Here is a 14,031-nt window from a genome sequence, read left to right on the forward strand (position 1 = left end):
TACCAGCCAAGGCACGGATGACATCGACTGGAGGATGGGCGAGCCGCCACGGCGGCGATGGGGTTTGACCGGAGAGCTTCGTCGCCGCCGTGGTGGCTTCCACACATTCAGCGCCAGCGCTTTTCGTTGGGCTCAGCGCGCGGCCTTCCACGCGCGCAGCGCGGCCTCGAAGCGCGAAAGCCCTTCGGCCAAGTCGGCCTCGGTGAGGTTCAGCGCCGGCACGAAACGCAGCACGTCCGGGCCGGCCTGCAGCAGCAGCAGGCCGTGTGCGGCGCACTGGTCCAGGATCGCCGCGGCCTGGCCGGCGTGCTCGGGGCGCAACACCGCGCCGATCATCAGGCCACGGCCACGGATCTCGGAAAACAACGCCAACTCGGCATCGATCCTGGCCAGCGCCGCGCGCAGCGCCTCGGCCTGGCGCGCCACATTCTGCGCAATGGCCTCAGAGCCCAGCTTGGCCAGCGCCACGCGCGCCACCGCCGAGGCCAGCGGATTGCCGCCGAAGGTGGTGCCATGCGCGCCGAACTGCATCACCTCGGCCACACGCGATCCGACCAGCATCGCGCCGATCGGCAGGCCACCGCCCAGCGACTTGGCCAGGGTGACGATGTCGGGGGTGACCCCGTCGTGCCAGTGCGCAAACAGCGCGCCGGTGCGGCCCATCCCGCACTGGATCTCATCCAGCAGCAACAGTGCGTCGTGCTGGCGGCACAGCGCCTCGATGGCCTTCAGATAGCCCGGCGCGGCCGGGACCACGCCGCCCTCGCCCTGCACCGGCTCGATCATCACCGCGGCCACGTCGCCGTGCGCCATCGCCGCTTCCAGCTGGGCCAGGTCGTTGAAGTCGACGTAGCGGAAGCCGCCCGGCAACGGCTCGTAGCCTTCCTGGTATTTGGGCTGCGCGGTGGCGGTGACCGTGGCCAGGGTGCGGCCATGGAAGCTGCCGCGGAACGTCACGATCACGCGCTTGTCCGGACCGCGCCCCTGCTCGGCCGCCCACTTGCGGACCAGCTTGATCGCCGCTTCGTTGGCCTCGGCGCCGGAGTTGCACAGGAAGGCGCGGCTGGCGAAGCGCGAGGCCTCCACCAGTTCCTGCGACAGGCGCAGCGGCGGCTCGCTGTAGAAGATGTTGCTGGTATGCCAGAGCTTGCCGGCCTGCTCGATCAGCGCCGCGGTCAGGTCCGGGTCGTTGTGGCCCAGGCCGCACACGGCGATGCCGGCGGACAGATCGATGTACTCACGGCCATCGGTATCCCACACGCGCACGCCCTGGCCGCGCTCCAGCACCAGTTCGCGCTGGCGATACACGCTCAGCGTGTACTGCTTGGCGGAGGCGATGAGGTCGGAGGCGGCGGTCATGGCGGTGAACCTTGTGCTGACGAGGGGGATGAACCCGGCATTGTCGCGCATCGGCGCGGCCAGCGTGTGGCCGCGGGCGGCGCTTCAGCGGGCAGCGTCGCCTGTACAGGCCGGTGAGTCCGGGGCCGGACGGATGTCATCGTCGGCGCGCAGTGGGCCGGTGCAGGTGACCCGCCGCGCCGCCACGCTCTGGCTGCGTAGCAGATGACCATCCGACCAGGCCTGGACCAAGAAGTGATCCAGGACGCCGCGCGGCGTCTGCGTCGGTAGATCCAGCAGGGTGACGACATCGCGTTCGCCCAGTACACCGGCCGGCATGTCCACCAGCGGACCGGGATCGACCGCCGCCACGCCTGGTGCTGCCGGCGGGAGGACATAGAACACGAAGCCGTCCTCGGTTGGACGCCAGCCGGCGGTATGCCGCCGGGCCCGCAGGAATGTCTGCAGGACCACCCGGCGCGGTGCGATCCCAGGTGCGCGTGCCAGGTCCTGGGCCAGCAGCCGCGCACCCTCGTCGTCCAAGTCATGCACTGCCCAGGCCAGCAGCGGACAGGCACCGCTGCCCGCGGCGGCCGCACGCTCGGCCAGGAACGCGGCCAGCGCCGGGACGGGGCGACGGCCCGTCAGCTCCCCTGGCATCCAGGACTGGATCGACATGCCGGGCGGCGCGTAATGCCCGAAGAAATCGCGTTCGGCCAGCCGCCGGAACGCGGGCGTCGGCGGTCCGAACTTGTAGGGATGCATCACCGGCACGACCTGCCCCGCGCAGCCGGGCATGGCCGCCACGAAAGTCGCAGTGTCTCGCCAGGGCTCATTGCGCTGCACGAAACGACCGCTCAGCAGCCAAAGCTGCGCGCCCACTGCGAGCACGAGCAGCGCGGCCATCACCCGGTTGGCCCGGCTCGGGCTTACCGGGCCGGCCGCGTCGTACAGCCAAGCCAGCAGTGCGCAAATGAACGGCAACGCGGTCAGCAGGTTCCGGGCCGAATACGACGGCGCCAGCAGGCAGCTCACCAGGATCCCGCTGACGACCATACCGGCCACCACGAACAGTGAAAGCCGCGCCACTGCCGAGCCCCCAGCAGGGACCCGCGCCTTCAGGCTGCTGCGCCCGTGGCGGAGCCGTCGCCACACCGCGGCCACGCACAGGCCCGTCAGCGCCCAGCCCGAGGCCGCGGTGGCCAGGTGCTTGTTGGCCATGCGGGTCTGGGACCAGAAGAACCCGACATCGGCGTGGTACCAGGTGTGCCCCACGTCTTGCGCCGTGGCGTGCCACAACAGCCAGGTGTACCCCCCGACCGCCGCAAGAATCGCCAGCCCGGCGGCGATCACAGGCAACCGCAGGCGCGGCACCGCCAGCAGCCAGGCCATCACCATGCCGGTCAACAGCAACAGATAGAAGTGCACGAAACTGCCGGCCAGCCCCAAGACGACAAGCGCTGCGAAGGCCAGCAGCGGGAAGCGGGGTCGGGCGGCGTGTTCGCGCAGCCAGAGGCCCACGCCCATCAGCCCGGCGGCGATGAGGATGCACAGGCCGTAGCTGCGCGCGTTCTGCGCCTGTTCGAACCAGAACGTGGACACCGCCGCCACGGCCAGCGCGTAGCCCACCGCCATCGGGCTGAAGCGCCGCCACAGCAGGCGGCCGGTCAGCAGCAGCGCCAGGACCGCACACACCGCACTGGGCAGACGCAGCCAGGCTTCGGACAGATCGCCCAGCCGGCTCCAGCCCTGCAGCAGCACGTAGTACAGCGGGGGATGCACGTCAGTCAGCGCGCGCTGCCACAGTCCGTGCAGACCGCCGTCGCCTCCGATCACGAACACCGTGAACAACTCGTCGGCCCAGTAGTTGCTGCAACCCAACTGCACGAAGGCGAATACGCAGGCCACCAGCACGATCGCGGCATAAGCGAAGGCAGGCCAGCGCACACGGGCGGTGGCGGAAGACATGGATTGCATGGCGTCGATCAGGGCGAGGGAGGAGTTCGCGTCAGCACGAGGGCGCAGGCCCCGCACCGCGAACAGGCGCGCATCATACGGTCGCAGGCCGCGCCACGCGGCCGGACCACTCAGCCTGCGTGCAGCCTGGCCCCGCGGTCTAGAGAAGGATCAAGGCGTGCGAAATGTGACGCTTCGACCAGCCCGCGCCACAATGCCCTGATGCGACTGCTCTCCAATCCCCAACTCAATCCGGCGGCCGAGACCGGCTGGCGCAAGCGCTGGTTCGACATCATCTACCGGCATGACGACGCGCCCTCGCGCAACTTCGACCTGCTGCTGGTGGTGGCCATCATCGCCAGCGTCCTGGTGATCATGGTCGACAGCGTGCAGGACCTGCATCGACGCTATGCCACGGTGCTGTACGTGGTCGAGTGGGCCTTCACCGCGATGTTCACCGCCGAATACCTGCTGCGTCTGATCGTGGTGCGTCGGCCGCTGCGCTATGCGATGAGCATCTGGGGCGTGATCGACCTGCTGTCGATCCTGCCCAGCTATGCCTCGCTGCTGATCCCCGGCGCGCAGAGCCTGCTGGTGGTGCGCGTGCTACGCATCCTGCGCCTGTTCCGCATTCTCAAGCTCACCCAGTACGTGGAGGAGTCCGGCGTGCTGATGAGCGCGCTGTGGCGCAGCCGGCGCAAGGTGGCCGTGTTCGTCAGCACCGTGCTGACTTTGGTGGTGATCTTCGGTGCGCTGATGTACCTGGTCGAGGGGCCCGAGCACGGCTTCACCAGCATCCCCACCAGCATGTACTGGGCCATCGTCACCATGGCCACGGTCGGCTTCGGCGACATCGCCCCGCAGACCACGCTGGGACGCTGCATCACCTCGCTGCTGATCCTGATCGGCTACAGCATCATCGCCGTGCCCACCGGCATCTATACCGCCGAACTGGCCGCTGGCCTGCGCGAGGCCAGCGCCAACCACGACCATCGCGGCTGCCCGGAGTGCGGGCTGGAAGGCCATGAGCCCGACGCCCGCCACTGCCGCGGTTGCGGCCATGCCCTGCACGCGCCGATGCCGTAAGGCACCGGCACGGCGGGTTCACCAGACGCCAGTGTTTTCCATCGAGGCCCATGGCTCGGCCGGGGCCAGCGCCGTGCCCTTCTGCAGCAGTTCGATGGAAATCAGGTCCGGGCTGCGCACGAAGGCCATATGCCCATCGCGCGGCGGCCGGTTGATGGTCACGCCCATGGCCTGCAGGTGTGCGCAGGTGGCGTAGATGTCGTCCACCTCGAAGGCCAGGTGGCCAAAGTTGCGGGCACTGCCGTAATCCTCGTCCGAGCCCCAGTTGTAGGTCAGCTCGATCTCGGCCTCCGGCTGGCCGGGCGCGGCGAAGTAGACCAGGGTGAACTTGCCCGCCTCGCTGTCCTTGCGCCGGGTCTGGACCAGGCCCAGGCCCTCGGTGAAGAACTTCGAGGTGGCGTCCAGGTCATGGACGCGGATCATGGCGTGCAGGTATTTCATGGTGTCGCGAAGCTCCGTTCGAACGCGGCGTGGGGCCGCCGGGCCGTGCAGTGTAGGCGCCGCCGCGCGAACGCTCAGTCCAGGAACAGGTCCGGCAGCAGCGGCTGATGCGGATCGACCGCGTAGCCGGACAGATCGGTGATACCCGCCTGCGCCAGCACCTCGTCATCGATCAGGAACCGGCCGGAGAAGCCGGCCGCCTCGCGCACCAGCACCGCATGCGCCGCATCGCCCATGATCGCCGGCGCGCGGCCATTGGCCGTGGATACGCCGGGAATCATGTTCAACGCATCGGTGGAGATCAGCGTGCGCGGCCACAGCGCGTTGACCGCCACGCCCTGTGGGCCGAACTCGGCCGCCAGGCCCAGGGTCACCAAACTCATGCCCATCTTGGCCAGCGTGTAGCCGGTATGCGGTCCCCACCACTTAGGGTCCAGCGACGGCGGCGGGCACAGGGTGAGGATGTGCGGGTTCGGGGCCTCCAGCAGATGCGGCAGGCAGGCCTGCGCGCACAGGAAGCTGCCGCGCGCGTTGACCTGCTGCATCAGGTCGAATCGCTTCATCGGCGTGTCCAGCGTGCCGCGCAGCCAGATCACGCTGGCGTTGTTGACCAGGATGTCGATCCCGCCAAAGGCATCGACCGTGGCGGCCACCGCCGCGCGCACCTGGTCTTCCTCGCGGATGTCGCACTGCAGGGCCAGGCCCTGCCCGCCGGCGTCGTTCACCGCCTGCGCCGCGGTATGGATGGTGCCCGGCAGCCTGGGGTTGGGCACGGCCGACTTGGCGGCGATGGCGACATTGGCCCCGTCGCGGGCGGCGCGCAGCGCGATGGCCAGGCCGATGCCACGCGAGGCGCCGGTGATGAACAAGGTCTTGCCGGACAGACTGGACATGAACGTTCCCTCAGCACGCCGGGGCCGGATGCCTCGGGGCGGCACAGTCTAGCGGGGCGGACACCTTGGCCCTTCTATAATCGCGCCGATGGATTCCTGGTTCGATGGACTGCTGGACTGGATCACCGCACATCCGGCCGCAGCCGGCGCGGTGGTGTTGCTCGTGGCCTTTGCCGATGCGCTGGTGATCGTGGGGGCCATCGTCCCGGCGCTGCCGCTGCTGACGGCGGTGGGTGTCATGATCGGACTGGGCAAGATCTCGGCGCCTTACGCCATCGCCTGTGCGGCGCTGGGCGCCTTTGCCGGCGACGGGGTCAGCTTCTGGGTGGGGCGACGCTGGGGCACCCAACTGCGCGGATTCGGGCCCTTCCGGCGGTATCCCCAGTTGCTGGAACGTGGCGAGCGCCTGTTCCGCCGCAACAGCCTCAAGGCGATCTTCATCGCTCGCTACGTGGGACCGGTCCGGCCCTTCGTGCCTGCGGTGGCCGGCATGCTGGACATGCCACTGCGCCGCTATCTGCCGGCCAGCGCTGCCGCGGCGGTGTCCTGGGCGGTGCTGTTCCTGCTACCGGGCTGGCTGCTGGGTCAGGCCTACGACGCGGTGGCCGCGGTGGCCGGCCGCCTGGCGGTGGTGCTGGGGCTGCTGCTGGTCGTGCTCGGCGCGATCTGGGCGACGGTGCTCTACAGCTATCGGTGGTTTGCCGATCACGCCGACAGCCTGCTGGCCCGGGGCCTGGCGTGGTCGCGCGCGCACCCGGTGCTGGGCCGCTACTCGGTGGCCATCTTCGATCCTGGCCGTCGGGAAACCGTTTCGCTGGCCGTCCTGGCGGTCGCGCTGCTTGCGGTGGCCTGGCTGCTGTTCGCCTTCCTGGTGATCGTCGTGGGCCACGGCGAACCGTTGGGCGTGGACCTGTGGCTGTTCGAGCTGATGCACAGCCTGCGCAACCCATTGGCCGACCGCCCGCTCGCGGCGGTGGCCGCACTGGGCGATGCCGATGTACTGGGCCCGGCCGCGCTGGCGGTGCTTGGCTACCTGGCCTGGCGCAAGCGCTGGCTGGCGGCGGGTCACTGGCTGGCCGCCATCGCCTTCGGCCTGGCGCTGACCGCCTGGCTGGGCGCGATGGTGGACATTCCCAAGCCGCCCACGGTCAGCGGCGGGTTCGGGTTCCCCTCCATCGCGGTGACCATGAGCACGATCATCTTCGGCTTCTTCGCCGTGCTGATCGCGCGCGAGTTGCCCGGACGCGACCGAGCCTGGCCCTACATGGTCGCCGGGATGGTGGTCAGCACGATCGGGTTCGCCCGGGTCTACCTGGGCGCCCACTGGCTGAGCGACGTGATCGGCGGGATGCTGCTGGGCGTGGTGTGGCTGCTGATCCTGGGCGTGGCCTACCGCCGCCGCACCAGCCGTGCCCTGTGGATCAAGCCCCTGGCGTGGATGTTCTACGGCGTGTTCGCGCTGGCCGCCCTGTGGCATGCGCCGCGCGCGGTGGACGCGACCCTGGACCGGTTCGACGCTTCCCTGACCCCCATCGCGCTACCGCTAGACACCTGGTGGGCCGACGCATGGCGCACCCTGCCGGCGACCCGCAACGAGTTCGACGACGAACAGCGCTGGCCGCTGGACGTGCAGATGGCCGGCCCCCTGCAACCGCTGGTGCGTCGCCTGGAGGCCGATGGCTGGCGCCTGCAGCGGCAGGCCGGCTGGGAACGTGCGTTGCAGCTGCTCGATGGCGACCTGCCGCCGCAGGGGCATCCGGTCCTGCCGGCCACGTTGGACACCCATGCCGAAAGCCTGCTGATGCTCAAACCCGGCCCGCGCCCGGACCAGCAATACGCGCTGCGCCTGTGGTCCACTCCCCTGCTGCTGCAGCCCGGGGAGGTTCCGCTGTGGATCGGCGGGGCGCAGACACTGGAGCATCGGACCCTGCTGGGCCTGGTCGGCCTGTGGCGTCCGTTGGCCGACGCCAACGCCTCGCTGGACGCGGTGACCGCGTCGGTCTCGGGGTTGCCGCAAGCCATCGCCCCGCACCCGGCCACCGGCCTACCCGTTCTGCGTCTGCGCACCGACCGCGAGCCGGCGACCGTGCTGGCGCCGGTCAAGGCCAGAACCTCACCGCCCTGACGCCTGCGCAGGATCGGGTCGCGAGGGGCGACTCAGGCCATCAGGGCCAGCAGATGATCCAGCCGCGCATGCGGGTCGTCTTCCTGCAGCACCGCCAGGCGCTGCGCATCGCTCAATGGCAGCAATTCGGCCAGGCGCCACCCGACCCAGGCTGCGCTGTCCAGGTCGCGGGGCGTCATGCCCGGCGGGGTCGCCCCGGCCTTCTCGAAGATCTTTTCCAGCACGGTGGCCAGCAGGCCGTGTTCCGGCCGCAGTTCGTCGTCGGGCTCCGGTTCGCACCAGTCCACTTCCCCCACGACCAGCCCGTTATCGCGCACGCGGGTGCGCTGCACGTGGAAACGCCGACCACCGCGCAGGCGCAGGTTGAGCAGGCCATCCTCACCGGTGCCGAAGTCCTCGATGGTGGCCTCGGTGCCGTAAGCGGCCGGCGCGGCCGGCGTGCCGGCCTCTTCGCCATCCAGGATCAGGCACACGCCGAAGCCCTTGCCGCTGCGGCCGCACTCGCGGATCAAATCCAGATACCGCCGCTCGAACACACGCAACCCGAGCCCCGCGCCAGGCAGCAGCACGGTGTGCAACGGAAACAGGGGCAAGGATTCGGTCGCGGGCATGACACCAGTGTAAACAGGCGCGCAGGAGGCGTCCTGCACGTTGTTTTGACGCCGCCTCAGGCCTGCAGCGCGGCCAGAAACCGCCGCGGCGCACCGTCGAAGCCGCCGTTGGACATGAAGACCACATGGTCGCCCGTGCGCGCCACCTCACCGAGCGCGGCCAGCAGTGCGTCGCTGTCGGGCACTGCGCGCGCATCCCCGCGCACCGCCCCGATCACCTTGCCCGCATCCCACGCCAGCGCGGGGCGATGCAGGAAGACCACGGCGTCGGCTCGCTCGAGCGACGGCGCCAATGCCTCGGCATGCGCCCCCAGGCGCATCGAATTGCTGCGTGGTTCCATCGCCACCACGATGCGCGCATCGCCCACCTTCGCCCGCAGGCCTTCCAGCGTGGTCGCGATCGCGGTGGGATGGTGGGCGAAGTCGTCGTAGACGGTGATGCCGCGCGCCTGGCCGATCACCTCCAGCCGGCGCTTGACGCCGCGGAAGTCGGCCAGCGCCGGCATCACCGCCGCCAGGTCCACGCCGACCGCGGCGGCGGCGGCCAGGGCGGCCAAGCCGTTGAGCACGTTGTGGCGGCCCAGCAGCGGCCAGTGCACTTCACCGACTTCCACGCCCTGCTTCAGCACAGCGAAGGCGCTGCCATCGGCGGCGATCAGGCGCGCGCTCCAGTCCAGCGACGCCTCGAAGCCAAAGCGTTCCACCGGCGTCCAGCAGCCCATCGCCAGCACCTCGTCCAGGCGCGCATCGGCACCATTGACGATCAGCCGCCCATTGGCCGGCACGGTGCGCACCAGGTGGTGGAACTGGCGCTGGATGGCGGCCACGTCCGGGAAGATGTCGGCGTGGTCGTATTCCAGGTTGTTGAGGATCGCCACGCTCGGGCGGTAGTGCACGAACTTGCTGCGCTTGTCGAAGAACGCGGTGTCGTACTCGTCGGCTTCCACGACAAACAGTGGCCGGTCCGCCAGGGCCGGGACCTTGCTTCCTTCTCCCTCCGGGAGAGACTGGCGCGCAGCACAGGATGCGGGTGCAGCGACAAGACCTCCCAGCCGGGCCGACACGCCGAAATCTTCCGCCACCCCGCCGATCAGGAAGCCCGGCGCACGCCCGGCCGCTTCCAGCAGATAGGCCAGGATCGTGGTGGTGGTGGTCTTACCGTGGGTGCCGGCCACCGCCAGCGTCGTGCGGCCCGGCAGCACCGCTTCGCTGAGCCATTGCGCGCCAGAGGTATAGCGGCGGCCCTCATCGAGTACCGCTTCCACCGCGGCATTCCCGCGCGAGAGGGCGTTACCGACGATCACTGCATCGCAATCGGGGGAGATGTTATCGGGCAGATAGCCCTGGGCCAGTTCGATGCCCAGTTGCTCCAGCTGGGTGGACATGGGCGGATAGATCGCCTGGTCGCTGCCCTCGACGGTGTGGCCCTGCTCGCGGGCCAGCGCGGCCACGCCGCCCATGAAGGTGCCGGCGATGCCCAGGATGTGCAGTTTACTCATGCGCCCATTGTCGCCGATCAGGATCAGCGGCACGACCGCCGCATACGAAAAAGGCGCCCTGCGGGCGCCTTCATCGTCACCGACAATCCGCCACTCAGGCCTTGTCGGTGGCCAGCGCGTCGGTCAGGCGCTTGGTGACTTCATCCAGCTCGCCCACGCCATCGACCACGGTCAGGCGCCCCTGGTCCTTGTAGAAGCTGATCACCGGTGCGGTGCTGCTTTCGTAGACTTCCAGGCGCTTGCGCACCGACTCGGGGTTGTCGTCGGCGCGGCCCTCGGCCTTGGCACGGCCGGCGATGCGCTCGACCAGCAGGTCGGTCGGCACGTCCAGCTGCACGGCGGCGTCCATCGGCTGGCCGATGCGCTCCAGCAGCCGGGTCAGGGCATCGGCCTGGGCCAGGTTGCGCGGATAGCCGTCCAGGATGAAGCCGTTGGCCACATCGCCCTGGGACAGGCGCGATTCCAGCATGCCCAGCAGGATTTCGTCGGACACCAGGTTGCCGGCGTCCATCACGGCCTTGGCCTGCTTGCCCAGTTCGGTCCCGGCGGCGACCTCGCCACGCAGCAGGTCGCCGGTGGAAATATGCGGCACCTTGAGGAAGTCCTTCAGGCGCGTGGCCTGCGTACCCTTGCCCGAACCCGGGGGTCCCAGGAGAACCAATCGCATCGTGTCACTCCAAACATTCAATGAGGAAACTTGGGGAGCGGGCCTGGGCTGCCAGCCTGGCGGCGGCGCCGACGCGGCCGGCGCATCGATGTGGGAAGCTTACCCCATCCGGTCATGCGCCCAAGGTAGGACGATGGTGAAACCCACGCTTCTATATGCCCAGTCCGGCGGCGTCACCGCCGTCATCAACGCCACCGCCGCCGGCGTCATCGGCGAGGCGAGGCGCCACAAGATCAAGGTCCTGGCCGCCCGCAACGGCATCCTGGGCGCGCTGCACGAGGACCTGATCGACACCTCGCGCGAGTCGCTGGCCGCGATCAATGCCCTGGCCCATACCCCCGGCGGGGCCTTCGGCTCGTGCCGGGTCAAGCTGAAATCGCTGGAGGCCGACCGTGCCCGCTATGAACGCCTGCTGGAGGTGCTCAAGGCCCATCATGTGCGCTGGTTCCTCTACAACGGCGGCAACGACTCGGCCGACACGGCGTGGAAGGTGTCCCAGCTGGCCCAGGCCTTCGACTATCCGCTGACCTGCGTGGGCGTGCCCAAGACCATCGACAATGACCTGGCCGTCACCGATACCTGCCCTGGCTTCGGGTCGGCGGCCAAGTACACCGCCGTTTCGGTGCGCGAGGCGGCCCTGGACGTCGCGGCGATGGCGCAGACCTCGACCAAGGTCTTCGTGTACGAGGCCATGGGCCGCCATGCCGGGTGGTTGGCCGCCGCGGCCGGCCTGGCCGGCCCGACCCCGGCCGATGCGCCGCACATCCTCCTGTTCCCCGAACGCGCCTATGACGAGGCGGCGTTCCTGGCCCAGGTCGACAAGGTAGTCAAGCAGGTCGGCTACTGCGTGGTCGTGGCCAGCGAGGGCATCCGCACCGCCGATGGCCGCTTCGTGGCCGATGCGGGTGGGGGCGCCGATGCGTTCGGCCACGCCCAGCTGGGCGGTGTGGCTGCCTACCTGGCCGGCAAGGTCAAGGCGACGCTGGGGTACAAGGTGCATTGGGCCCTGCCCGACTACCTGCAGCGCTCGGCCCGGCATATCGCCTCCAAGACCGACTGGGCCCAGGCCCAGGCCGTCGGCAAGGCGGCGGTGCAGTACGCGCTGAAGGACATGAACGCGGTGATGCCCGTGATCGTGCGTACCTCGGACGCGCCGTACCGCTGGAAGATCGAGCCGGCGCCGCTGTCCAAGGTGGCCAACCACGAGAAGACAATGCCGGCCAGCTTCATCCGCAAGGACGGCTTCGGCATCACCTCCAAGGCCCGCGCCTACCTGGCCCCCCTGATCAAGGGCGAAGCCCCGCTGCCCTACGGCAGCGACGGCCTGCCCCGCTACGTGACCCTGAAGAACGTGCCGGTGAAGAAGATCCTCCCGGCCTGGGATGCCTGAGCCGCCTGCCGCTGACCGCGCCGCGGCAGGTCAGCGGCAGGGCGTGCCCTCCATCTCCAGCTTGGCCGCATAGGCCGGCAGCGCCGCAAGCTTGCCGGCTGCGGCCTGCGCCTTGGCGTCCTGCAGATAGATGCGGGCGCGCTCCTGGCCATCCAGCTTCAGCGCCTGCCCGGCTGGTTTGCGCCAGACCTGGACCACGGCCACCTGGCCACTGCAACTGGCCGAGGGCACCTTGATGATGTCGTTGAGCTTCCAACCGGTGGCGACGCTGGGCTGCACCTTGTCGTAGTCCATGAAAGTGGCGCGGGCCTGGCAGGTGGGACTGGTGCGGACCAGGGTCATTGCGTACGGATTGGCGGTATCTCCGGTGAATTTGCCTTCGATCCGGGTGCAGGCCTCAGGAATCTGCCGCACCGTGTGCAGCGCCCCGACCGCCTGCGGCGTGCCGACCGGGCGACGAATCTCAGGCTGCGCCTGGGCCAGCGCAAGGGCGGGGAGCAGAAAGACCAGGCTGCAGCAACGTAGAACCAGGGCGGACATCGGCGACTCCTGCGCGAGAACCAAGGTCCGGCAGGCTGGCAGGGACTTGCTGAATGCCCGGTGTGGGCGACCGTTCGTCGGGCATCGCGGCCCCCAGCAGCATGAGTGAACGGAACCGACGACGTAGTGTGACCAGGTTCTCACGTATTCTGCGTTCTGATCTACAGACGCGACCAGGCCGATCGGCCTGGCGTGTCGCGACTGCGTGCCTTCAGTCGCCCCCCCCCCAGCGTCATCCAAACGGTGCTCGATGAAAGTAGTCATGTTGACGGTGCACGAGGCTTCGTCAGCCAGGAAGGTGGATTTCCATTTCTGGACCGACGTCCTGGCCTCCCGGGGCGACGAGGTGGACTTCGTCACCATTGGGTTGAGCCCACTGACCAAGTTCAAGCCGCAGGCCCGACAGTTCCAGGGGCCGTACAACGCTTGGATCAATGTGGCGCCCGGCGTGCGCAAGCACCTATGGCGCCCGATGTTCCACCCCCTGTCGCTGGGCCAGGCTGCGGTGGACCTGCTGACCAAGCCGCTGTTTTCGCTGTATCCGCTGCTGCTCTCTCGCAATCTGCTTGAGGGCATCGCCGATGTGGATGTCTTCATCGTGGAGAATGGCGCTGGGCTGTGCCTGGTCCCCTCGCTGGCCAAGCGCTTCCCGAATGCCACATTCATTTACAGCGTGTGCGACCGGATCGCCACGCTGCGCTACCACCCGATCATCTTCGAGGCCGAGCATCAGGCCCTGCCGTATTTCGATCTGGTCCGCGTGCCGGCCGAGGTGATGGTGGCCGATTACCCGCACGCCGAGAACGTCCGCTACATCCCGCACGGGCTGGACAAGGCCCTGTTCGACGAGTCCAGCATCTCGCCCTACCCGGCCGGCACGCGCAACGTGGTCAGCGTGGGCGACATGCTCTTCGACGCTGACGCCATCACCACCATGGCCCAGGCCGCGCCAGAGGTGAACTTCCACCTGTTCGGCAAGAAAGCCCGCCTGGACACCACCCTGGCCAACGTCGTCACCCATGGCGAGGTGCCGTTTGACAGCATCGTGCCCTACATTCAGCACGCCGATGCCGGCATCGCGCCCTACCGGCCGGCGCCCAATGCCGACTACCTGAGCCAGTCGAGCATGAAGATGATGCAGTACACCTACTGCCGGCTGCCGATCATCGCCCCGACCTTCGCCGCCAGCGCTGACCACATGGCGGCCTACGAGCCGGGCAATGCCCAGAGCATCGTCGCCGCGCTTCGGCGGGCACTCGCCTATGACCGGGGCCTGATCGACAACAGCAAGGTCCTCAGCTGGCACGGCGCGACCGAACTGATGCTGACCCATGCCAAGGCGGTGCAGAACAAGCCCTCTTCGGCCGATCCGGACAGCATGCCGGTCCCCGAGCGGGACACGGCGCCGACCCAGCAAGACCTGGGCGAGACGGTCGGCGCCTAACCTGTCGCGTCCCGCGCCCAGGTCGTGGCAGGGCGCGCGGG

General features: G+C 69.0%; 12 protein-coding genes. 4 read left to right on the forward strand and 8 right to left on the reverse strand.

The window, feature by feature from the left end:
- Positions 1-132 precede the first annotated feature (132 nt).
- Together PJ250_RS01820 and PJ250_RS01825 are read right to left on the reverse strand one after the other, a co-directional pair.
- Positions 133-1,359 (reverse strand): acetylornithine transaminase, encoded by a 1,227-nt coding sequence (locus tag PJ250_RS01820; RefSeq protein ID WP_271646856.1) that lies wholly within the window; start codon positions 1,357-1,359, stop codon positions 133-135.
- Between the two features lie 84 nt (positions 1,360-1,443).
- Complete coding sequence (locus PJ250_RS01825) at positions 1,444-3,315, reverse strand: glycosyltransferase family 39 protein (RefSeq protein WP_271646857.1); 1,872 nt, start codon at positions 3,313-3,315, stop codon at positions 1,444-1,446.
- Between the two features lie 201 nt (positions 3,316-3,516).
- Here PJ250_RS01825 and PJ250_RS01830 point away from each other — a divergent pair, with 201 nt between their 5' ends.
- On the forward strand, positions 3,517-4,380 hold the full coding sequence (locus tag PJ250_RS01830; protein ID WP_271646858.1) for an ion transporter: 864 nt from the start codon (positions 3,517-3,519) through the stop codon (positions 4,378-4,380).
- Between the two features lie 18 nt (positions 4,381-4,398).
- On the opposite strand, the gene PJ250_RS01835 is transcribed toward PJ250_RS01830, so the two are convergent.
- Positions 4,399-4,821: a VOC family protein gene (locus tag PJ250_RS01835; protein ID WP_271646859.1), complete on the reverse strand. Its 423-nt coding sequence runs from the start codon at positions 4,819-4,821 to the stop codon at positions 4,399-4,401.
- Between the two features lie 74 nt (positions 4,822-4,895).
- Positions 4,896-5,714, reverse strand: a complete 819-nt coding sequence (locus PJ250_RS01840) for an SDR family oxidoreductase (protein WP_271646860.1) — start codon at positions 5,712-5,714, stop codon at positions 4,896-4,898.
- Between the two features lie 88 nt (positions 5,715-5,802).
- Between PJ250_RS01840 and PJ250_RS01845 the strand changes: the two genes are divergently transcribed.
- Positions 5,803-7,839, forward strand: coding sequence for a bifunctional DedA family/phosphatase PAP2 family protein (locus tag PJ250_RS01845; RefSeq protein WP_271646861.1), 2,037 nt, complete (start codon positions 5,803-5,805; stop codon positions 7,837-7,839).
- 32 nt (positions 7,840-7,871) lie between these two features.
- Here PJ250_RS01845 and PJ250_RS01850 read toward each other — a convergent pair whose 3' ends face one another.
- The 3 genes from PJ250_RS01850 to PJ250_RS01860 form a co-directional block, all read right to left on the reverse strand.
- The gene (locus PJ250_RS01850; RefSeq protein ID WP_271646862.1) at positions 7,872-8,450 is read right to left on the reverse strand and encodes an LON peptidase substrate-binding domain-containing protein; all 579 of its coding nucleotides are present in this window, start codon (positions 8,448-8,450) and stop codon (positions 7,872-7,874) included.
- Between the two features lie 56 nt (positions 8,451-8,506).
- Positions 8,507-9,949 carry a UDP-N-acetylmuramate:L-alanyl-gamma-D-glutamyl-meso-diaminopimelate ligase gene (mpl, locus tag PJ250_RS01855; protein WP_271646863.1) on the reverse strand — a complete coding sequence of 481 codons (1,443 nt, stop codon included), beginning with the start codon at positions 9,947-9,949 and terminating at the stop codon, positions 8,507-8,509.
- A gap of 94 nt (positions 9,950-10,043) precedes the next feature.
- Positions 10,044-10,616, reverse strand: a complete 573-nt coding sequence (locus PJ250_RS01860) for an adenylate kinase (RefSeq protein ID WP_271646864.1) — start codon at positions 10,614-10,616, stop codon at positions 10,044-10,046.
- Between the two features lie 133 nt (positions 10,617-10,749).
- Between PJ250_RS01860 and PJ250_RS01865 the strand changes: the two genes are divergently transcribed.
- Positions 10,750-12,006, forward strand: a complete 1,257-nt coding sequence (locus PJ250_RS01865) for a 6-phosphofructokinase (protein WP_271646865.1) — start codon at positions 10,750-10,752, stop codon at positions 12,004-12,006.
- A 30-nt stretch (positions 12,007-12,036) separates the two neighbouring features.
- On the opposite strand, the gene PJ250_RS01870 is transcribed toward PJ250_RS01865, so the two are convergent.
- Positions 12,037-12,546 carry a hypothetical protein gene (locus PJ250_RS01870; protein ID WP_271646866.1) on the reverse strand — a complete coding sequence of 170 codons (510 nt, stop codon included), beginning with the start codon at positions 12,544-12,546 and terminating at the stop codon, positions 12,037-12,039.
- 262 nt (positions 12,547-12,808) lie between these two features.
- Between PJ250_RS01870 and PJ250_RS01875 the strand changes: the two genes are divergently transcribed.
- The gene (locus PJ250_RS01875; protein ID WP_271646867.1) at positions 12,809-13,990 is read left to right on the forward strand and encodes a GumK N-terminal domain-containing glycosyltransferase; all 1,182 of its coding nucleotides are present in this window, start codon (positions 12,809-12,811) and stop codon (positions 13,988-13,990) included.
- Positions 13,991-14,031 lie beyond the last annotated feature (41 nt).

The sequence above is a fragment of the Pseudoxanthomonas sp. JBR18 genome (genome assembly GCF_028198165.1).
Taxonomy (GTDB): domain Bacteria; phylum Pseudomonadota; class Gammaproteobacteria; order Xanthomonadales; family Xanthomonadaceae; genus Pseudoxanthomonas_A.